Raw genomic sequence first — 21,707 nt, 5'->3', positions numbered from 1 at the left:
CTAGTTAGCGACCAATTCCATAGCACCATATATGCCTGCTTGATCACCTAGTTTTGCTAATTTAAAATCACATTCAGCATAAATATCAGCAAATGAATTTCGCATAGCTGCTCTTTTTATTTGCGGAAGATACTTCTCTCCAACTGCTTCCATAACCCCTCCACCTAAGACTACCATAGATGGATTAATCATATTTAAAGCACTTCCTAAACCGACACCTAAATATTCCATAGCTTCTGATAAAATATCTAAAGCAATTTCATCATTATCATCTAGTGCTTTTTTGATATGACTACTTTTAAGTTTGCCATTATTTTCAGTAACTAACTCAATTAGTGTACTCTTAATTCTCTTTTTGGCTAAATTTTCTATTTTCTTTTCTATACCTACTTTACCAGCATAAGCCTCTAAACAGCCTTGAGAACCACAACCAGGGCAATATGAGCCACCTTGTTTAATTATAGTATGTCCAAGCTCTGCAGCTAAACCACTATTACCAGTATATAGTTTGCCATTTAACACTAAGCCTCCACCAATACCAGTACCTACAAATGCTCCAACAATATCATCACAGCCTACACCTGCGCCATATTTAGCTTCACCTAAGATACCAACATTAACATCATTATCTATCTCAGCAAGTACACCATATTCTTCTTCTAAAACATGCTTTAGATTAACTCCATCAATGTTAATATTAACACTTCTACGAATTACAGATGTTTTTTTATCTATTAGACCCGCAATTCCAATCCCAATACCTTCAAGCTTTTTATCTTTAGGAATTTCAGCTGTCAATTTATTGATAACTTTAAATAATTGACCTATTACAACTTCTGTTGCTTCTTTTGCTTTTGATTTAACTTTAGCTGTTGTTACTAACTTTCTATTTTTATCAAATAATCCAGCGGCCATATTTGAACCACCAATATCTACACCTATAAACATTACCAATTTCCTTCTAATCTATTAACTGCTATATCCATAGCTCCATATACACCTGAATTATCACCTAAGGTTGCAACCTTTAGCTGACAAGCATCTAACATTGTTTTAAAAGCATATTTTGAGCAAGACTGATAAATAGTCCCTAAATAATCCTCACCTATAGCCTCAATAACACCTCCACCAAAAAGAACTAATGATGGATTCATTAAATTTATATAATTAGCTACAGCTACACCTAAATTAGTCATTGCTGTATTTGCTATATCAATAGCAACAGGATCTTTAGCTTCTAACGATTTCTTAAGATGGGAACTTTTTAGCTTGCCGTTATTTTCTAGTACTGAATCAATAAGCATACTTTTAATACCCTTTTTATGCAGATTCTTGATTCTGTTTTCAATACCAACTTTACCAGCATATGTCTCAACACAACCTTGCGAACCACAGCTTTGACAATATGGACCTTGAGTATTTATAGTTACATGACCAACGGCTCCAGCACCACCTGTTTCGCCATATAAGAATTGATCATTTACAACAAGCCCACCGCCTATGCCAGTACCTACAAAAATACCTACAATATTTCTGTGACCTCTACCAACACCATACTTCCACTCACCAATGACACCAACATTAACATCATTTTCAAGAAATACAGGTACATCACCAAACTTTTGGCTCACTTCTTTAGCAATATTAATACCATTTAGATTTATATTAGCGCTAAATTTAAGTACTCCTTGCTTTGAATCAACAAATCCAGCTATGCCAATACCAATAGCTTTGATCTTATCTTTATTTGAATCATCTACGAGCTTATTAATTACCTTAAAAACTTGCCCTAAAACTATATCTGTATCACTTTTACCTTTTGATTTAACTTTGGCCGTAGTTAGTAAATTTTTATCTTGATCAAAAAGACCTGCAGATATATTAGTACCACCAATATCCAAACCTATATACATAAGCTTCTCCATTAAACTTTTTCAAAAACAGCTATAGACTCAACATGCATAGTATGTGGGAACATATCCATTACACCAGCACTTACTAATTTATAACCCTTTTGATTTACCAAGATGCCAGCATCTCTTGCCAAAGTGGCTGTACTACAAGATACATAAACGATTCTATCAACATTAAATTTCTCAATAGCTTGACAAACCTCCTGAGCTCCTGCTCTTGGAGGATCTAAAAGCATCTTATTGTATTCAAAATTATTAAACCACTCTTTATCCTCAAAACCCTCAAAAAGGTTTGCCGCATAAAACTTAGCATTTGAAATATTATTATTTTGTGCTGTTTCAATAGCCCTTTGAACCATTGTTGACTCACCTTCGACACCAATCACAGATTTTGCATATTTTGATATAGGTAAGCTAAAATTACCTAAACCACAAAATAGATCAATAATAGAGTCATCTTTTGATATATCTAAAAGATCTATAGCTTTTTTGATCATTTTTCGATTAATATCATTATTTACTTGAGTAAAATCATTTGGCTCAAAACCAATCTCTACTCCATCTATTGGCTCATAGCTTAGCTTAGTTGGCGCAATATCTCTATCTGGATAAAGCCTATAGATAGTATCAGGACCTTTTGATTGCAAATATATCCAATAATTATTTTCTTGCCCAAAATCTCTTAATTTAGCTAAATCTTCATTTGTGAATGGCTCTAAATGCCTAACAATAATTGCTGGACGATGATCATCTATAGCGATTTCTAATTGAGCAATCTGATTATATATCGACAAAGTTTCTATAAATTTAGCAATATCATTAATCTTTTCACCAACTAATGGATTAAGAACTATACACCTATCAATTTCAGCTAAAAATCTGCCATTACGTTCTCTGAAGCCAACAAGAACCTTACCTTTCTTATTAACATACCTAACTCCTAAACGTGCCTTATTACGATAACCTTCGGTATTATCTGTTAATAAAGGTTCAAGAATATTTTCAGGCTCCACTCCTTCACCAATATATTTAAGTTGGTTTAATAATGTTTCTTGCTTATGCTCAATTTGAGCACTATTAGACATATGTTGCAAATTACAGCCACCACATAATTCAAAAAAATCACATTTTGGTGTAATTCTATCTGGTGATTTTTTAACATACTCTACAACTTTAGCTTCATCAAACTTAGCTTTTGAAAAAGTATATTCAAATTTGACTAATTCACCTGGTAATGTAAAAGGTATAAAAGTTGTTTTACCATCTACTTTTGCTATACCTCTACCATCGTGACTTAGAGATACAATTTCAGCTTCAAAGATACCTTCTTTGAGCTTTCTTCTTCTGGCTCTTCCCATAAATAATTTAACTAAAATATATTAGGATAATTGTATTTAATTAAGTAGTTAAATACAACTTAAAGGAAATATTTATTTTATAATCATTTTCTTATCACCATAGGCTGATACATGAGGTGGTATAAATTTGTAAACTCCAGCTTTAGAATGTGAGAAAATCATATCAATAGTGCCATTATCTGCAAGGTTTGCTACTTTTTCAGGATATAGAACAAATTCAACCTCTCCTAAAGATGATGCTAGAACATCAATTTGACCTTCCTTCGGTTTTGTATCAAGCGGCTTTGTTGGGCCATATCCGCCACCAACATTCGCAAAGACATTATATTTAACATCATTACCATTAGATTTTTGTGGAACAAATATAAACATATTAGCTCCTTTCATTGTTGGAGCTCCGAAACCTGCTGCAAACCAGCCACTACCCTGGTTTTTCCAAGCCTTATTTTTATCAAGATTAACTTTCAAAGTAGCACAAATATAATCGTTATATTTAGCATATTTAAAATTCATATCTTTCATATTTATGTTTTTATATTTTAAATCGCTAGGGCAGATATTACTTTTTGGACTATCTGCATAAGCAAGTGTTGAAATAGATATAGATAAAAATAATGATGTTAATATTAATTTCTTCATAAAACTCTCTTTTTTACTGATGATCTAGATAAAATTCTAGCATGTTTAAAAAGATTTAGTTAGAAGATAAATAATTAACTAAGATAATTTATTAGAAACAAAAAAGGCGGTATAAAACCACCTTTCGTATCGTGGTGGGTGCAGAGGGGTTCGAACCCCCGACCCTCGCCTTGTAAGGGCGATGCTCTCCCAGCTGAGCTATGCACCCGATAGAGTCATATTATATAGAGCTTTCTAAGTAAGTCAATATATTTTTTAAATATCTCCGAAAAAACTAACCCTCTACTTCATTTCTAAGAATTTGCTCAGCTGTTATCTCTGATTCAGCAATTTCTCTTAATGCTACAACCGTAGCTTTTTCTTTTTTTTCATTCTCTATAGACTCTGAATAACCTTTTTTTAAAATATTATTCGCTCTCATAGAAGCTAAAACCACTAAGTCAAACCTTGTCTCTACTTTGTCTAAACAATCTTCAATCGTTACTCTAGCCATTTTTTACTCCATTTCTTTTTAATAATTGTCTTACTTTATTATATATTACATCAATAACAGTTTTATTTTGAGCCCCATCAGGAATTATAATATCAGCTTTTCTCTTCGATGGTTCAATAAATTTAATATGCATCGGTCTAACAGTTTCTAAATATTGATTAATAACACTATCAACACTTCGACCTCTTTCATTTTGATCACGCATCAATCTTCTAATAAAACATAAGTCAGATGGCGTGTCCATATAGACCTTAAAATCCATCATTTTCAGAAGTTTACGGTCATTAAAGAGCATAATACCTTCAATAATGATAACACTTACACCACCAGCGATTTTTTCAGCTTTAGATTCTACTCTAGAGTGAGTTGTATAATCATAATAAGGAATATGTATATCATTGCCTTGTATCAAGTTATCTAAATCTTTTCTTAATAGCTTATGATCAAAGGCATCTGGATGGTCATAGTTTATTTTACACGCTTCTTCGAAGCCAACCATTTCACCCCAGTTTTTATAGTAACGATCTTCTGAAATTACAGCTATTTTATTTAAATGTTTCGATTTTAACTTTTTAATAATAGCGTTTGAAAATAATGTCTTGCCTGAACCTGAACCGCCAACAATTCCTATTATAAAAACATCTTCTTTACCAGCCATGCTAAACCTTATAATTCTATTTTAGGTTGATTCTTCACTAAATTATCTAATTCCTGAAGCAAACTTAGAAATTCTTTTATCTTATACATCGGGAATGAATTTGGTCCATCACTTTTAGCTTCATCAGGCTTTGGATGAGTCTCCATAAATAATCCATCAATACCAACTGCCATAGCAGCTTTTGATAAAACTGGTACAAATTCTCTTTGTCCTCCCGAAGAAGTTCCTTGGCCACCTGGTAGTTGTACCGAATGAGTAGCATCAAAAACTACAGGACAACCAGTATCTTTCATGATCTCAAGAGAACGCATATCTGAAATCAGATTATTGTAACCAAAACTTGCACCTCTTTCACAAACCATAATTTGCTCATTACCTGTAGTTTTAGCTTTAGCTACTACATGTTGCATATCCCATGGAGCTAAAAACTGACCTTTTTTAATATTTACAGGTCTACCTTGTTTACAAACGTCTAAGATAAAATTTGTTTGACGACATAAAAAAGCAGGGGTCTGTAGAACATCTACGACCTCAGCTACTTCAGCAAATGGTGTATCTTCATGAACATCTGTAACAACAGGAACATTATAAGCTTTTTTGACTTTTGATAAGATCTCTAATCCTTTATCAACACCTAAGCCTCTGAAACTATTTATAGAAGAACGATTTGCTTTATCAAAAGATGATTTATAAACAAAATTAATTCCAAGATCTTCAGTTACTTCTTTAAGATAACCTGCTGTGTCCATTGCCATCTGCTCAGATTCAATCACACATGGTCCAGACATTAGGAAAAATGGCTTACCATTCCCTACTTCAAAATTAGCGATTTTCATACAAATCTCTTTTATTTGGAAATATTTAATTTAATTATACAGAAAAAGATGAGCCACAACCACAAGTAGTTTTCGCATTAGGGTTTCTAATTACAAAGTATGCGCCTTCAACATCATCTTTATAATCAACATCAGCACCAACTAAATATTGGAAGCTCATTGAATCAACAAGAAGACGTACGTCATTTTTTGTAATAACCATATCATCATCTTTTACTTCATTATCAAAAGCAAAAGCATATTGAAAACCAGAACAACCTCCGCCTGTGATATATACTCTAAGGCTAAGAGATTTATCGCCTTCCTCTTCAATAAGCTCTTTTACTTTTAAAGATGCTGCATCTGTAAAGTTTATTGGATCTACACTTTGAACTTCTTCGCTCATAAAAATTACCTCGCTACTATACCAACCTTAACTCTACCCATCTTATCAATAGCTTGAACTACAACTTCAAGACCCTGACCTTCAACTAAAGAGTTAGTTTTAATACCTGCTTGTTCAACATCTGCAAAAGGTAAATAACCATCTTGCTTTCCAAATAAGTTCACAAAAGCCCCAGAATCTAAAAGCTTAACAATCTTACCTTTATATACTTGACCTTCTTCAGCTTCAGCAACTATTTCTTCAACCATTGCAACAGCCATATCTAAAGAAGCCTTATCTTTAGCAAAGATTTTAACTTCCCCTGAATCATTAGTGTCTATTTGTGCACCAGTTTTTTCTACAATGCCTTTTACAACTGAGCCACCACGACCAACTACATCTTTAACTTTTGCTGGATTTACATTCATAACATGAATTTGCGGAGCAACATCAGAAACTGCTTCTTTATGCTCTTTTATCACTTCATTCATGATACCTAAGATATGTAATCTACCAACTCTTGCTTGCTCTAAAGCTTGCTCAAGAATTTCTCTAGAAATACCTTTTATCTTAATATCCATCTGTAAAGCTGTAACACCATATCTAGTACCAGCTACTTTAAAGTCCATATCACCAAGATGATCTTCATCACCTAATATATCTGACAATACTGCATATTTTGAGCCATCTTTGATAAGCCCCATAGCAATACCTGCTACTGGCTCAGCTATTGGCACACCTGCATCCATCATAGATAAAGATGAACCACAAACAGTTGCCATAGAACTTGAACCATTTGACTCTAAAATCTCAGAAACAATTCTTACAACATAAGGGTATGCGTCCTGGTTAGGAAAAACAGCTTGTGTCGCACGTTTAGCCAAGTTAGCGTGACCAATCTCACGACGCTTTGGTGCCATACCTACCATACCACACTCACCTACAGAATATGGAGGGAAGTTATAATGTAGCATATATCTAGATTTTTCCATACCATCTAAAGATTCGACTAATTGAGCATCTCTATCACTACCTAATGTAGTAACAACTAATGCCTGAGTTTCACCTCTAGTAAATAAAGCTGATCCATGCACACCTGGTAAAACCCCAACTTTAACATTAATAGGTCTTATAGTTTCTGTACATCTACCATCTATTCTAGGTTTACCTTCTAGGATATTTGCTCTCACAAGATCTTTTTCTATATCATGGAAAGCTTCAAGAATTTCTTTTTCACTATATTCCCCACTATCAACATCGCTAGAGAATATAAACTCTAAAACACTTTTTCTGATTTCATTAAGCTTGATATTTCTTTCTTGCTTAGATGCTATAGTGTAAGCATTTTTTATTTCACCAAAAAACTGTGATTTAATCTGTGATTTTAAAACTTTATTTATTTGATATACAGAATATTCCATACGTGGCTTAGATGCCACTTTAGCAAGCTTATTAATAGACGAAATGATAGTTTTTAAATGTTTATGAGCATATAAAATACCACCTAGCATAACTGATTCTGGCAAGCTGTTTGCTTCTGACTCAACCATTAAAATAGCATCATCAGTACCAGAAACAACTAAATCTAAAGCTGACTCTTTTAAGTCTTCTTTATTAGGGTTAAGTATATATTTACCATTTATATATCCAACTCTTACACCAGCTATAACATCATCATAAGGCGCACCAGTAATAGCTAAAGAAGCTGATGCTCCAATTAATGCTAATATATCTGGTGAAAATGAACCATCATAAGATACAACAGTAGCAACTATTTGAATCTCATTAAAAAAACCATCCGGGAAAGATGGCCTAATAGATCTATCTATCAACCTAGAAATAAGTATTTGCTCTTCTGAAGGCCTACCTTCTCTTCTTAAAAAACCGCCAGGTATTTTACCAGCAGCGTAAGTTTTCTCTAAGTAATGTACCGATAATGGGAAAAAATCTTGACCATCAGCTACAGTTTTTTTAACTACTGTAGTAACTAATACAACATTATTCCCACAACTTACCGTTACTGACCCATCTGCTTGACGAGCCATTCCACCTGTTTCAAGAACAATTTCTTTGTTTCCTAATTCAAAGACTTCTCTAAATATTTTCACAGTTTAACCTTATTTTTTGATTTTATATGATGTAAGAACAACTAAGATGAGATTTGATTATCTACGTAGATTTAATTTTTTGATTAGGCTACGGTATCTTTCTACATCTTTACCATGTAAATAATCTAATAATTTACGACGTTGGCTTACAAGTCTTAAAAGACCTCTTCTTGAGTGATTGTCTTTTTTATGAGTCGCAAAGTGACCTTGAAGATCATTAATTCTAGCAGTTAAAAGTGCAACTTGAACTTCTGGAGAACCAGTATCACCTTCTGACTGTTGATTTTCTTTAATAATATTTTGCTTATCTTGTGCTGTTAACATAACTTTTCTCCGTTTGTTTTTGATTATAATTAACTTTGGATAAACCGCACAAAGGAACAGTTTACCAACGCGTAATTATATACTATAAAGATCTAAAAAACAAAAGTTTTAGTTATTAAGATTATCAGGCTGAATACCTAAGATTTGTAAACTATTTAAAGCAACATCAGCAAATATTGGTGCAGCAACTGAACCACCGCCATAATGATCGCCTTTTGGATCTTTAATTGTCACAACAATTGCTAAATCAGGATGACTCGCTGGAACCATTCCAACAAAACTAGCTAAATATTTAGCCCCATAAGTTCCACCTTCTAGCATCCTGGCAGTACCTGTTTTACCTGCTACATGATACAAAGGAATTCTAGCTTTTGGACCAGTACCTCCCAATCCTTCAACAACAGACTCCATCATACTTATCATTTCTTTAGAGTCTTTTTTCGAAAGAACGGGCCTAGAGTTAATTTGCTCGCCTGGTTGTCTCTTTAAAATAGTTGGTTTAATATACTGACCATCATTTGCAATAGCAGATACTCCAGCAACTAGTTGTAAATCTGTAGCATTCATTCCATAACCAAAAGATAAAGTTGCTAACTGAAAGTCACCCCACTTATCTTTTACGGGAACATACCCCTCTCTTTCTCCAGGAAGTTTTATTCCTGTTTTATCACCAAAGCCAAAGTTTCTTAGAGAAGACTCTAATATAGTAGGATCTGTTAGGCTCAGAATCATCTTAGAAATACCAACGTTACTAGATTTCATCAAAATATATCTAAGATCTGCATCACCATAATCTCTCTCATCTCGGACAGTGTTTTTGCCTATACGATAAAATCCTGGGTGAGTGTCAATAATTGGTTCACTAGCACTTACATTATCACCATATGTAAGTGCTGTAGCTGCAGCAAAAGTTTTCATTACTGAACCTAATTCATATACGTCAGTTACAGCCCTATTTCTGCGTCTATCAGGATATGCATCTGCCATGCTATTAGGATTATATGAAGGGTAATTTACCATTGCTAATATTTCACCAGTGTGAACATTCTCAACAATCACTGAGCCTGCTTCTGAGTTAGTTCGAATCATGCCTTCTTTTAGATACTTATATGCAATATATTGAATTCTAGAATCAATACTTATCTGTAAGTTATGACCATTTTTTGGCTCAACATATTTATCTTCATTTTTAGATGCAACCCCACCATGAAGATCTTTCTTATACTCAAAGTAACCATCCTGGCCTGTTAGGAATTTATTAAATTCAAGCTCAAGTCCCTCTTGCCCCTTTCCATCAATATTGGTAAATCCAACAATCTGTGATGCCACCTCTGCTAAAGGATAGTAGCGCTTAAATTCACGTATAACATGAATACCTGTTATATCAAGATCTTTTACTTTTTGTGATAAATATGGTTGAACTTTTCGCTTAATATAAACAAAACCGCTACGCCCTTCTCTAGGCTTAACTTGTCTTTCAATCTTTTCTTTTGTTTTTTTAGACAAGTTTAAAATATTCATGACTTGCTCTAGCTGAGGACTATCAGCCTTTACATAAAATGGATCAACCCATATAGTATCAACCGGAGTACTAATAGCTAAAGGGTTACCATTTCTATCAACTATAATACCTCTATAGGCTTTGATATTTATACTTCTATCACTACGATTATCACCTTCTTGCTTTAACTTTGGATACTGAATAGTTTCCATATAAACAAGCTTAGTGAATAAAACAATAAAGCTTATAACAAGAAGAACAATAACAACAAAATGCCTAAGCTTAGGTCTATAACTACTCATTATTAGAATCCTCATCTTGCTCATTCAAAAAACGTAAATCTTTCTTTGTTGGCAAAGACATTTTTTCTTTTTCGGCAAACTTCTCAACTGCTGTTGGGGCAGCTAATGAACTATACTCTAAAACAATCTGGCTCCATTCTTCATCTAACTTAGAATCCTCAACAATTAGCTCTTTCTGTTGATTTAATTGAAGCTTATACTCAAAACGAACAACAATTAAGCTAAAAGCAGTTATTAACAATATAAGAAGCAACACAAAAGATATTCCCACTGTCTTTCTAAAAAAACTATTTTTAAGAGATTCAAAAAGCCTTATTCTAATCTGTCGATTTGTTAACATCATAGCTTTTCTACCACCCTTAAAATAGCACTTCTAGAACGTACGTTTTGATCAAGTTCATCTTGATTCGCTTTTGTTTTTTTAGTAATCCATTTTAATTTTATATTGCTGCTATCTTGAGGCAGCATCCTTGTAATACGATTAATTTCTTGTTTAGGATTAATTAAAGAGGTAAATTTTTGTTTGACGATTCTATCTTCTAGAGAATGAAAAGATATTGCTGCGATCCTACCGCCAACTTTAATGACGGCTAAGATATTCTCTAACAAATCTTCCAAATCTCCCAATTCATTATTAACATAAATACGTAAAGCTTGAAAACATCTAGTTGCAGGATTTTTTTTCTCTCTTTTACCTATTGTCTCTCTTATTAGATTAGATAGCTCTAAAGTAGTTTTTATACTACCATTTTCTTGTATATATGTTTTTATCCTCTGAGCAATCTTTTTCGCAAAACGCTCTTCACCATAAACTTTGAATATATAAGTAAGATTTTCTACAGACAAACTATCTAAAGCTTCACTTGCTGTCATCCCATCAGTAGTGTTCATACGCATATCTAATGGACCATCATACATAAAACTAAAACCTCTATCAGCATTATCTATCTGCGGTGAAGAAACCCCAAGATCCATAATAATCCCATCAACCTGGCCAAGAAGATTATTTTGCTGACAATATTCATGAATTTTAGCAAAGCTTGTATGGACTATTTCAAAATTCTCAAAACAAGAAAACTTCTCTTTAGCATAATCAATAGCATCAGGGTCTTTATCAAAAGCTATCAAACGCCCCTTATCAAGCTTACTTAAAATTGCTTTAGAATGCCCACCCCTACCAAAGGTTGCATCAATATAAATTCCATTTGGATTTATATTTAAGTCATTTATCGACTCTTGTAACAATACTGAGAAATGCATTTTTTATGCCTTGACTAATTCATTAGTTAGTTTTTTAGCCTTTGAAAAATCTGTCTTGCCTGATCCTAGTTTAGGTATATCTATAACTTTAAAATAATTTGTTGGCTTATATAAGTTCTCTATACCAGAATGCCTTACAATATCTTTCAAATCATTTGGCTCCAAATCCTCTAAAGTATATAGTAAGCTAATTATCTCTCCTCGTTTTGTATCTGAAGTAGCTACCGCTAAAACCTCAAAATCTATTTGATGAGAATCATAGCCTTTTTCTCTTAATGCATCATAAACTTTCTGCTCAAGAAGACCTAAGCTTACCATTTCCCCTGCTACTTTAGCGAATCTAGAGTACCTATCGACAACAGTTAAGTATCCCTCACCATCAATTTTACCTTTATCTCCGGTTATATACCACATATGACCATATTTCTCGATCATAACCTCATTTGTTTTTTTAGGGTCATTGAGATAATAGTCCATTTTATTGACACCTCTATAGATAATCATACCTTCTGTGCCATTTGGAAGCTCTTCATGAGATTCTGGATGTATAATTTTAAACTGCCCACCAGGCACAGTAAGCCCTACAGTGCCAATTTTATTTGGTGATTTGCTTGGCCTATTTACTGCAGCAACTGGCGATAGCTCTGTGGTACCATAGCCTTCATTTATTACCTTATCAAACTTCTCTTCAAACATTGAGCGAACTTCTTTTGATAATTTCTCTGCCCCAGTAACAATAAGCCTAATAGTTGCAAAATCTTCTTTTTTAACTGATTTATTTTTTGTATAGATTCTTAAAAATGTCGGTGTTGCACAAAGTACTGTAGTTTTATTCTTTCTGATTAGGTTTGCTACACCTTTTGCATCTGTTGGATCTGGATGGCAAGCAATATAGCCTCCCTGGAAAAGTGAAACCAATGAGATAGTCAAACCAAAAGCATGGAAAATCGGCAATATGCCAGCTACTGAATCGCTATCTTTACACTCAATAACATTTGTACTTTGGTAAACATTTGCTAATAAGTTTTTCTGCTTAATAGCAATTCCCTTTGGTACACCTTCACTTCCACTACTGAAAATTATAAAAGACAAATCTTCTAGTTTTGTTGGTTTAATATATTTCTTAACAAGCCAATCTGCTGGTAGCATTTTAATGCTAAGAAGTGTTTTAATAGCTTCGGCTTTTTTAATTTTTGCTTTAATATCTTCTAGGTAAACTATTTTACAAGTCGAGAATACCTCCTCGACAAAGAAACCTTTATGTGTGAGTTTTTCAACAAATGCCTTAGAAGTTATAATAGTTTTTATGTCAGCATTTTTTATTGCATGTCTTAAAGCTTCTTCTGAAGCTGTATAATTAAGATTAACTATAGACTTAGCACTTATCATAAGCGCTAAAATTGCTAGATAGCCACCTCCACTTGTAGGTAGACATATTCCAACATTATCTTCTTGCTTTGTAATCTCTTGAAGTTTTTTAGACATTAAAACAGCGCCTGTAGCAAACTTATGGCCATCTAAGCTTACACCTGTTGTATCAGTTAAAACTAAATTATTCTTAGCATTAAGCATTTGTCTAAACCATATTTCTGCTGGAGCTTTAAGTAGACACAGGTACTCCTCCCACGCTTTTACAGAAAGGTCTTCCATCTCTTCATTTAGAGTTCTTAGACTTTGTAAGCTAGATATATCAAAAAATACTTGCCTATCTAGATTCTTACGTTTAGGAAAGCTAGGCATTTCAGGCCCACAAATAAACATCAAAAATCTATTGTCATTTTGCTCTACTTGTGAAATCAGGTTTTTATTAACTAGTAGCACTCCTTGATGATCCCAAAAACTAATATGATCAACAAAATCAATGCCGATCTTTTCCATAGTTTTTTCTAAACCTTTCGCACGCTCATCAAAAGTACCCAATACTGTTACACTTTGATTATCTAGAAATGTTTTTAATGCCAGAACACTAATTATGCTAGTATCATTAGCAACAATTATCGAACCGCTCTTAAATTGTCTAAAATCAATTTCTTTATTACAATCATATATATAAGATTGATTAAGTCTTTTATGTATAGAAGATTTAAGCTGATTTAGGCGCATTTTTATCCTACGTTAATTGACAATGTAAACTTACTGCATAGCATATTATGTTATCATATACTCACATTAATTTTTATAACAATATAAAATTTATGCCAGAACTTCCTGAAGTAGAAACTGTAAAAAGAGGCTTAAACAAAAATATTATTAATAAAAAGATCATAGATATAGAGATAAATACAGATAAACTGCGCTACCCTATACAAAAAGATCTATTTTTAAATATCAAAGATAAAGTAATAAATGACATTCAAAGAAGAGGAAAACACCTTATTGTAACATTAGCAGAAGATTTACAACTAATAATACACTTAGGAATGTCTGGGGTAATCAAAGTTAAAGAAACCAATACATATAGCAAAGTCAAACATGATCATATAATTTTACGACTTTCAGACAACACTAGCCTGATTTATAACGATCCACGTAAATTTGGTTACTGGCTAATTAATACTAATCACTCACCTCTTGAACATAAGGTTTTAGCTTCTCATGGTGTTGAACCCCTAACAGATGATTTCAATTCTAAATATTTACTTGCGAAACTTTCAAAAACATCTAGAAAGATTAAACAAACAATTATGGATAACTCCATAGTAGTTGGTGTTGGCAATATCTATGCCAGTGAAGCACTTTTTGATAGTAATATATTACCTACTAGAGCATCTAATACCATTACTAAAAAGGAAGCTAATAAACTTGTAGAATCGATAAAAAAGATATTACAAAAAGCTATAGCAGAGGGTGGTACTACTCTTAAAGACTATAAAAACACTGAAGGAAAACCAGGCTACTTCACTCAACAACTTAATGTCTACGGTAGAGTAAACCAAGAATGTTATACCTGTAATACAAAAATTCAAAGTTTAGTTATTGGCCAAAGAAATACTTTTTACTGTAAAAAATGCCAAAAATAATTTACATATTTAAGAAGTACTGATGAATTGAAAAATCATTTGTTAGCTCCGGATGAAAGCTGCTAACCAGAATATTTCCCTGTCTAACTAAAACTGGCGATTGATTATAATTAGATAAGATATCCACACCATCTCCAACAGCTACAAACTTAGGAGCTCTAATAAACACTCCTGATACGATTTTATCATTAAAATCAAGATCTGTAACAAAACTATCTAGCTGTCTGCCATAAGCATTACGCTCAACAGTTAAATCAATCAAACTAAGATAGTCTTGTCCTTTCGATAAAATAATACTTCCAGCGCACGTACCAAACACAGGATTTTTGCTACTGAAATCATATAGTTTATCAAATAGTGAGTGTTTAGCTAGTACATTTAAAAGTGTAGTACTCTCTCCACCTGGTATAACAAGCCTATCAATATCGTCAAAATCATTATTAGATTTTACTAATTTCACATCCACCCCCAAAGACTTAAGCATATCTGTATGCTTTACATAAGCCCCTTGGATTGCTAAAACGCCTACTTTCTCTGACATTACCATCCTCTTTCTGAGAATTTTTCAAAATCACAATTAATGCCAGTCATAGGTTCACCAAGATCTGTTGAAACCTCAGCAAGTAATTTAGGATCATCATAATAAGTAACCGCACTAACTATAGCTTTCGCTCTTTTAAGAGGATCTGCTGATTTAAATATTCCTGACCCTACAAAAACTGACTCTGCTCCTAACTGCATCATTAATGCCGCATCTGCAGGAGTAGCAACACCACCAGCTGAGAAGTTTGGTACAGGCAATTTACCTTCTCTATGAACATACCTAACAAGCTCATATGGTGCTTGCATATTTTTCGCGATAGACATCAACTCCATGGGATCAGCATTTTTAATATAATTTATATCTCTAGTTACTTGTCTTAGCTGTCTTACAGCTTCAACAATATTTCCTGTACCAGCCTCACCTTTTGTTCTAATAAGAGCAGCTCCTTCACCTATTCTTCTTAGAGCTTCGCCAAGATTTGTACAGCCACAGACAAATGGTACTTTAAATCTCTGCTTATCGATATGATTTATTTCATCTGCTGGACTTAAAACTTCACTTTCATCAATAAAATCAACACCTAGAGATTCTAAGATTTGAGCTTCAACAAAATGTCCAATTCTTGCTTTTGCCATCACAGGTATAGAAACTACAGACATTATTTCTTTAATAAGTTTAGGATCAGACATTCTAGCTATACCACCATCCTTTCTGATATCTGCAGGCACTCTCTCAAGAGCCATTACAGCTACCGCTCCAGCTTCTTGAGCTATTTCAGCTTGTTGTGCATTCACAACATCCATTATAACTCCACCTTTCAACATCTCTGCCAAGCCTATTTTCAAGCTAATTTCAGACATTTCGAATACTCCTTTTTAGTTTATTAAAACGAAATAGCAGGAAGCATTATAGTATTTTTAGATGCTATAGATAATTAATTTTCGTTAATAAAATTATTTATTTATCTTATCCTTTTTCATTAAGTCACCCGGTAGTCTTAGATATAGTCAATCCGACTGTATTGTGTACTTTTACGAAGTCATTCTGAACTTGATTCAGGATCTCTTCATTTAGCTAGGAGATTCCGGATCAAGTCCGGAATGACAGGCTTTATTTTACATGAGTCATTCGGATTAAATATAGATAAATCTCAACCTAAGTAACGAACCAGATTACTGTTACAAATTATTACAATTCATAAATATTCTAGACAAATACATTAATTAACATATTTATTATAAATATATATTTAAGCGGGAGTTAAAATTAAATAAAAGAAGTAAATAATATAAAGGGGAAATATCATGGAAATAATCAAATTTATAAGTGCTGAAGCGATAAAACAGGCTTTTCTTGATGCTATTGAACAATATCAAATGTTTAAAGCTATTCAAGATGGACAGTGTGACTTAAAGAAATATTTAAGCACAGTGAAACTTAGTGGACACTTAATATCTAACAGCGGAATAGAGGCCTCCGAACAATGGCGTTTACAAATGGATATGGCTCAGGATAATACTAGTATAATATCTGTATTAAATGATTTTCTAGTTTATAATGGCGCCAATATCAAAAACTATGCTCTTAAAAGAGCAAATTATTTTAATTTTTCAAGCTTAAATCCTGAGAATAAAAGTATCTCTTCTGAAAAACTAACCTCACTAACAACTTTTGTTTATCTAGCAGTAATTCATCAAGCTTGTTTTTTTGAGGACAATAACAATGATTTAAATAAATACATATCAAGTGTAGCTAAAGTTAAAACAGGTAATCAAATATATTTTAATACTGGAGAAGCCTTAGTTAATTTTATAAATAAAAGTCCAAATAACATAGATAAACTTTTCATCAATGAGGCAGCTCAAAAACCAAACCTTATATCAGAAAGTGATAAAATCAACACTGTTTTAACTTACCTTTTATCACAAACAGTTAATGGTAAAATGTTTCTTAAAAGTTTATTTTCAGAACGACAACAAATTCACTATAAAAAGCTAGCAGAAAAACTAGCTTCACAAAAACTCTCAACTTCTTCAGACTATGGCTTACCACAAGGTGAAATAAGAAATTTTAATAAATTAATGGCCGATATTCAAAAAGCAATACAAGAATATGCCAAAAAATTCAAAAGAAGAATTGATACTGGGGAAAAAGGTTGGAATAAGTCTACTCTAACAAATCCAATTAATATAAGTACTGATATTCCTTATGTAAATACAATTATCTCACTCTACAAAGGCGTTGCCAATATACTTCTTGAAACAAATAGTTATGGTTTTACCCAATACCATGGAGTTGACGGTCAAATGAGAGCATTCCTTTTTAGCAATGTCTGTAAAAATATTCTTATTTATATAAATAATATAAACGACTTTCTTTATCTTGATACTAAAGATGGTGATCTTAAAAAATACAGTATGATACTAAAAAATTATTTAAATACATTCTTAAATAGTTATAGGGAGTTTCTAACTACGATACCAAACAAATCAGGCTCATTAGGAACATTTTTAAACATATGGGCTGAACCAACTTCATTATATAGCTATACAGGACCTAACAGAAGTAAACTAACAAGTTATAACAACACTAAACTTAGTAAGGATATAAAGTAAATTAATAGATCTTAAGTAAAAGTATATTTCAATAGCATTATTATCCACTTAACTAATTATTGGTTGCTGGAGATAAAGTTTTAATAGTCTTTTCATCTGCATTAATCTCAGCATTAACACCTATAGGAATAGTAAAATTATTTTCACCATGACCAAAACTAGCGCCCATAAAAGAAGGAATCTTATCTTTAACCAAATAATATTTAAGTATATCTTTTAGTGTTTGTTGTCTTTTGATTGGATTTTCACATTTCGTACACTCTCCAAAAACAAAGCCATTAATCTTACTTAAAACACCAGCTAAATATAGCTGATTCATCATTCTATCTATTTGATAGTTCTTTTCACCAATTTCTTCTACAAATAGTATCTTACCTTTCCAGTTAGGTTCATATTTAGTTCCAATTAAAGCCACAAGATTACTTAAGTTACCTCCTAAAAGAACACCTGTAGATTTTCCTGGGTAAATAGTTTGGACATGAGCTACATTTTTAAAAGTTACCCTTTTAGAATCAAATAGAATTTCTTTCATAGACTCAACAGCAAAATCTGGCCAAGGTTGTACACCTACTGGCCCATGAAATGTAACCAATCCAGCTTCTTTATTTATAGCTATTAGTAGTGAAGTAATATCACTAAATCCTATTATAATCTTAGGATTATTCCTTATCTGATTATAGTCAATTAGTGGTAACAATTGAGCACTGCCCCATCCGCCTCTAACTTCAAAAATAGCTTTAATCTTAGGGTCAGAAAATGCATTCTTTAGATCTTCTGCTCGATATTTTGCATTAGCTGAGAAATAACCATCTTGGTAAATAGTATTAACATAGCGCCCTAACTTCACCTTTAGTCCCAGAGATTCTATTTTATTTATGGAGTCTTGAATTTGCTCATTTGTTACAGCTGACGCGGAAGCTAAAAGTGCTACAGTATCACCCTTATGCAATGCTAGAGGCTTAATAACATCATCTGCAATAGCAACGAAAGGAAGGAAGAATATTAGAAGAATAAGTTTGTTATATTGGTTGAGCATAAAGCGCTCCAAAAAGATTTAAACTAGATTACCTTGTTATACATCTAAATTTATAACGTTTAAAGCATTTGATTCAATAAAGTTTCTACGTGGCTCAACCTCATCACCCATAAGAGTTGTAAATAAAGCATCTGCCTCAACAGCATCTTTTACAGAAACCTGTAGTAATATCCTATTATCCGGATCCATAGTTGTCTCCCAAAGCTGATCAGGATTCATCTCACCAAGACCTTTATAACGCTGAACATCATTACCTCTTCTCGCTTCCTGTAGTAACCAATCAACCGCAGACTCAAAATCATCTACATATTCTTTTTTAGACCCTCTTTCCACATATGCTCCATCAAAAGATATATCAGATAATACATCACCATATGTAACAAGATCTTCATAGTCTTTAGTTGTAAAGAAACTATTTTTGACTATATAGTCAGTATCATAGCCGTTTATATAATGATTAACACCATAAGAAATACTCTCTTGATCATCACTATCAATCTCTTTTGACTCTATAAGTTCAAATCTTTCATAAGATAATGCTTTTTCATTACACTTCTCAACAATAGCTTCCCACCATTGTTTAATATCAACGTTATCATCAACATATTTTGCACTATATGCCATAACTCTAAGCAACTTCTCAGGATATGTTTTTGCATATTTCTTGATCACTTTTTCAGACTTTTGGTAAAGTTCATAATAATTTGCCAAAATCTGACCAGATATAACATTGCTATTACTAAGATAAATATTAGCTCCTTCAAGACCAATATTACCAAGATATTCTGCTAAGGAATCTTCATCTTTCAAATATGTTTCTTGCTTACCTTTCTTAACTTTATATAAAGGAGGTTGTGCAATATATAAGTAACCTCTTTCTACAAGCTCTGGCATTTGTCTATAGAAGAATGTCAAAAGCAGTGTTCTAATATGAGATCCATCAACATCGGCATCCGTCATCAGGATAATTTTATGATATCTTGTTTTATCTGGATTATAGTCTTCTGCACCAATACCACAGCCTAAAGCCTTAATAAGTGTCGCAACCTCTTGGGAACCAAGCATTTTATCAAAACGTGCTTTTTCAACATTTAGAATTTTACCTTTTAAAGGCAATATTGCTTGAGTCTTACGATCACGAGCTTGCTTAGCTGAACCTCCCGCTGAATCACCCTCCACCAGATATATTTCTGATAAAGATGGATCCTTTTCTTGACAGTCTGCTAGCTTACCTGGAAGACCCGCAATATCTAAAGCTCCCTTACGACGAGTCATATCACGAGCCTTACGCGCAGCCTCACGAGCTTTTGCTGAATCTAATATCTTCTCGCAAACAATTTTAGCTTCTTTAGGGTTCTCTAAAAGAAACTCTTGTAACTTCTCATTAACTAATGATTCTACAGCTGATTTAACATCTGAAGATACTAACTTATCTTTTGTTTGAGATGAGAACTTTGGGTCTGGAACTTTTACAGATAATACCGCAGCTAAACCTTCTCGAGTATCTTCACCAGTTAGAGACACTTTAAGTTTTTTATTTAACCCTTCTGATTCAATATAAGAGTTCATTGTTCTAGTAACGGCAGCTTTTAAGCCTGATAAGTGAGTACCACCATCGCGCTGAGGAATATTATTTGTAAAGCAAAATATTGACTCTTTGTATGAGTCATTCCATTGTAGAGCAAGCTCTACTTGGATATCATCTTTGATTCCATTTACAGCTATAACATTCTCATGAATTGGTTTTTTACTCTTATTCAAATACTCAACAAAAGCTACAATACCACCATCATATTTAAAGACTTCAGATCTGTTATTAATCTTATCAATAAGCTCTATTTTTACACCAGAGTTTAAGAAAGAAAGCTCTCTAATTCTCTTCATCAAAATATCATAATCAAACTCAACAAAAGAGAAAGTATCTTTACTAGGCTTAAATGTAATTATCGAACCACTTTTATCCGTCTTCTCAAGTTGCTTTAATGGATACTGCGGCACACCATGAGTATATTCTTGAAAATATCTATAACCATTACGACAAATATCTAGAGACAATGATTCAGATAATGCATTTACTACAGATACACCTACACCATGTAAACCACCTGATACTTTATAAGAGTTATCATCAAACTTACCTCCTGCATGGAGTATAGTCATTATAACCTCAGCAGCTGATCGACCTTCTTCTTTATGTATATCTGTCGGAATACCTCGCCCATTATCAGAAACTGATACTGAGCCATCTTTATTAATGATAACCTTAATGTCATCACAATGCCCTGCCAATGCCTCATCGATAGCATTATCAAGAACTTCAAAGACCATATGATGTAGGCCACTACCATCATCAGTATCACCAATATACATTCCTGGTCTTTTTCTAACCGCATCTAGACCCTTGAGTACTTTAATACTCGATGAATCATAAGCTTTATTCTCAGACATTAATAAGCTCCAAGTTACATTTTTTATAAACTCAATTAGGTGCCATTATAGCACAAATTAACACTTATATTAATTATGATTCATCAATGAATTATTTAAAACTTCCTTTTGATAGAAAAACATGTATAATACGCAATTTAAAAGTTTTGCATTTAAATATTTTGAAAAAAGTCACCACAAAAATATCACTAATTATAGCATCTATTGTAGCACCCATACTAGTCATTTTAGTCTACATTATTTTTAGTGGCTTACTTGAATCTGAAAGAGCAGAATCTATCAATAAAG

General features: G+C 32.9%; 20 protein-coding genes and 1 tRNA gene. 2 read left to right on the top strand and 19 right to left on the bottom strand.

Annotated elements, in window-relative coordinates:
* From F7310_RS03295 to migR, 15 genes are all read right to left on the bottom strand, one after another.
* The gene (locus F7310_RS03295; protein ID WP_072711750.1) at positions 1–948 is read right to left on the bottom strand and encodes an ROK family protein; all 948 of its coding nucleotides are present in this window, start codon (positions 946–948) and stop codon (positions 1–3) included.
* Positions 948–1,913, bottom strand: a complete 966-nt coding sequence (locus tag F7310_RS03290) for an ROK family protein (RefSeq protein ID WP_072713528.1) — start codon at positions 1,911–1,913, stop codon at positions 948–950. The genes F7310_RS03295 and F7310_RS03290 overlap by 1 nt, the downstream gene beginning before the upstream one ends.
* Before the next feature lie 11 nt (positions 1,914–1,924).
* On the bottom strand, positions 1,925–3,271 hold the full coding sequence (rlmD, locus tag F7310_RS03285; protein WP_072711748.1) for a 23S rRNA (uracil(1939)-C(5))-methyltransferase RlmD: 1,347 nt from the start codon (positions 3,269–3,271) through the stop codon (positions 1,925–1,927).
* A gap of 72 nt (positions 3,272–3,343) precedes the next feature.
* Positions 3,344–3,910, bottom strand: a complete 567-nt coding sequence (locus tag F7310_RS03280) for a hypothetical protein (RefSeq protein ID WP_072711746.1) — start codon at positions 3,908–3,910, stop codon at positions 3,344–3,346.
* A gap of 132 nt (positions 3,911–4,042) precedes the next feature.
* A tRNA-Val gene (locus F7310_RS03275) sits at positions 4,043–4,118 on the bottom strand.
* 66 nt (positions 4,119–4,184) lie between these two features.
* Complete coding sequence (rpoZ, locus tag F7310_RS03270) at positions 4,185–4,403, bottom strand: DNA-directed RNA polymerase subunit omega (RefSeq protein WP_072711744.1); 219 nt, start codon at positions 4,401–4,403, stop codon at positions 4,185–4,187.
* Entirely contained in the window at positions 4,396–5,061 is a 666-nt protein-coding gene (gene udk, locus F7310_RS03265; RefSeq protein ID WP_072711742.1) for a uridine kinase, read from the bottom strand. Before udk ends, rpoZ begins: the two co-directional genes overlap by 8 nt.
* A gap of 8 nt (positions 5,062–5,069) precedes the next feature.
* Positions 5,070–5,897, bottom strand: a complete 828-nt coding sequence (kdsA, locus tag F7310_RS03260) for a 3-deoxy-8-phosphooctulonate synthase (protein ID WP_072711740.1) — start codon at positions 5,895–5,897, stop codon at positions 5,070–5,072.
* A gap of 34 nt (positions 5,898–5,931) precedes the next feature.
* A complete protein-coding gene (gene erpA / locus F7310_RS03255) occupies positions 5,932–6,282 on the bottom strand; it encodes an iron-sulfur cluster insertion protein ErpA (protein WP_072711738.1) in 351 nt (116 codons plus the stop codon).
* Between the two features lie 5 nt (positions 6,283–6,287).
* Positions 6,288–8,369: a polyribonucleotide nucleotidyltransferase gene (gene pnp, locus F7310_RS03250; protein ID WP_072711736.1), complete on the bottom strand. Its 2,082-nt coding sequence runs from the start codon at positions 8,367–8,369 to the stop codon at positions 6,288–6,290.
* A gap of 57 nt (positions 8,370–8,426) precedes the next feature.
* Positions 8,427–8,693, bottom strand: coding sequence for a 30S ribosomal protein S15 (rpsO, locus tag F7310_RS03245; RefSeq protein WP_072711734.1), 267 nt, complete (start codon positions 8,691–8,693; stop codon positions 8,427–8,429).
* A gap of 108 nt (positions 8,694–8,801) precedes the next feature.
* A complete protein-coding gene (locus F7310_RS03240) occupies positions 8,802–10,496 on the bottom strand; it encodes a peptidoglycan D,D-transpeptidase FtsI family protein (RefSeq protein ID WP_072711732.1) in 1,695 nt (564 codons plus the stop codon).
* A complete protein-coding gene (gene ftsL / locus F7310_RS03235) occupies positions 10,489–10,839 on the bottom strand; it encodes a cell division protein FtsL (protein ID WP_072711730.1) in 351 nt (116 codons plus the stop codon). The genes F7310_RS03240 and ftsL overlap by 8 nt, the downstream gene beginning before the upstream one ends.
* Positions 10,836–11,756: a 16S rRNA (cytosine(1402)-N(4))-methyltransferase RsmH gene (rsmH, locus tag F7310_RS03230; RefSeq protein WP_072711729.1), complete on the bottom strand. Its 921-nt coding sequence runs from the start codon at positions 11,754–11,756 to the stop codon at positions 10,836–10,838. Before rsmH ends, ftsL begins: the two co-directional genes overlap by 4 nt.
* A 3-nt stretch (positions 11,757–11,759) precedes the next feature.
* Positions 11,760–13,859 carry an iglABCD operon regulator MigR gene (gene migR, locus F7310_RS03225; protein WP_072711727.1) on the bottom strand — a complete coding sequence of 700 codons (2,100 nt, stop codon included), beginning with the start codon at positions 13,857–13,859 and terminating at the stop codon, positions 11,760–11,762.
* A 92-nt stretch (positions 13,860–13,951) separates the two neighbouring features.
* Between migR and mutM the strand changes: the two genes are divergently transcribed.
* Positions 13,952–14,776 carry a bifunctional DNA-formamidopyrimidine glycosylase/DNA-(apurinic or apyrimidinic site) lyase gene (gene mutM, locus F7310_RS03220; RefSeq protein WP_145951721.1) on the top strand — a complete coding sequence of 275 codons (825 nt, stop codon included), beginning with the start codon at positions 13,952–13,954 and terminating at the stop codon, positions 14,774–14,776.
* 1 nt (position 14,777) lies between these two features.
* Here the strand turns inward: mutM and pdxT are convergent, their stop codons facing one another.
* Positions 14,778–15,317 (bottom strand): pyridoxal 5'-phosphate synthase glutaminase subunit PdxT, encoded by a 540-nt coding sequence (pdxT, locus tag F7310_RS03215; RefSeq protein WP_072711723.1) that lies wholly within the window; start codon positions 15,315–15,317, stop codon positions 14,778–14,780.
* Positions 15,317–16,180 (bottom strand): pyridoxal 5'-phosphate synthase lyase subunit PdxS, encoded by an 864-nt coding sequence (gene pdxS / locus F7310_RS03210; protein WP_072711721.1) that lies wholly within the window; start codon positions 16,178–16,180, stop codon positions 15,317–15,319. Before pdxS ends, pdxT begins: the two co-directional genes overlap by 1 nt.
* 444 nt (positions 16,181–16,624) lie before the next feature.
* On the opposite strand from pdxS, the gene F7310_RS03205 reads away from it, so the two are divergent.
* Entirely contained in the window at positions 16,625–17,935 is a 1,311-nt protein-coding gene (locus tag F7310_RS03205; RefSeq protein ID WP_072711720.1) for a hypothetical protein, read from the top strand.
* Between the two features lie 52 nt (positions 17,936–17,987).
* On the opposite strand, the gene F7310_RS03200 is transcribed toward F7310_RS03205, so the two are convergent.
* Together F7310_RS03200 and gyrB are read right to left on the bottom strand one after the other, a co-directional pair.
* On the bottom strand, positions 17,988–18,971 hold the full coding sequence (locus tag F7310_RS03200; protein WP_084645177.1) for a S66 peptidase family protein: 984 nt from the start codon (positions 18,969–18,971) through the stop codon (positions 17,988–17,990).
* 36 nt (positions 18,972–19,007) lie between these two features.
* Positions 19,008–21,419, bottom strand: a complete 2,412-nt coding sequence (gene gyrB, locus F7310_RS03195; RefSeq protein WP_072711717.1) for a DNA topoisomerase (ATP-hydrolyzing) subunit B — start codon at positions 21,417–21,419, stop codon at positions 19,008–19,010.
* Positions 21,420–21,707: the final 288 nt, after the last annotated feature.

Origin of the sequence: Francisella uliginis, assembly GCF_001895265.1 — a bacterium.
Lineage (GTDB): Bacteria > Pseudomonadota > Gammaproteobacteria > Francisellales > Francisellaceae > Francisella > Francisella uliginis.
The sequence above is the reverse complement of the archived record's forward strand: the minus strand, read 5'-3'. Positions and strand labels throughout refer to the sequence as shown.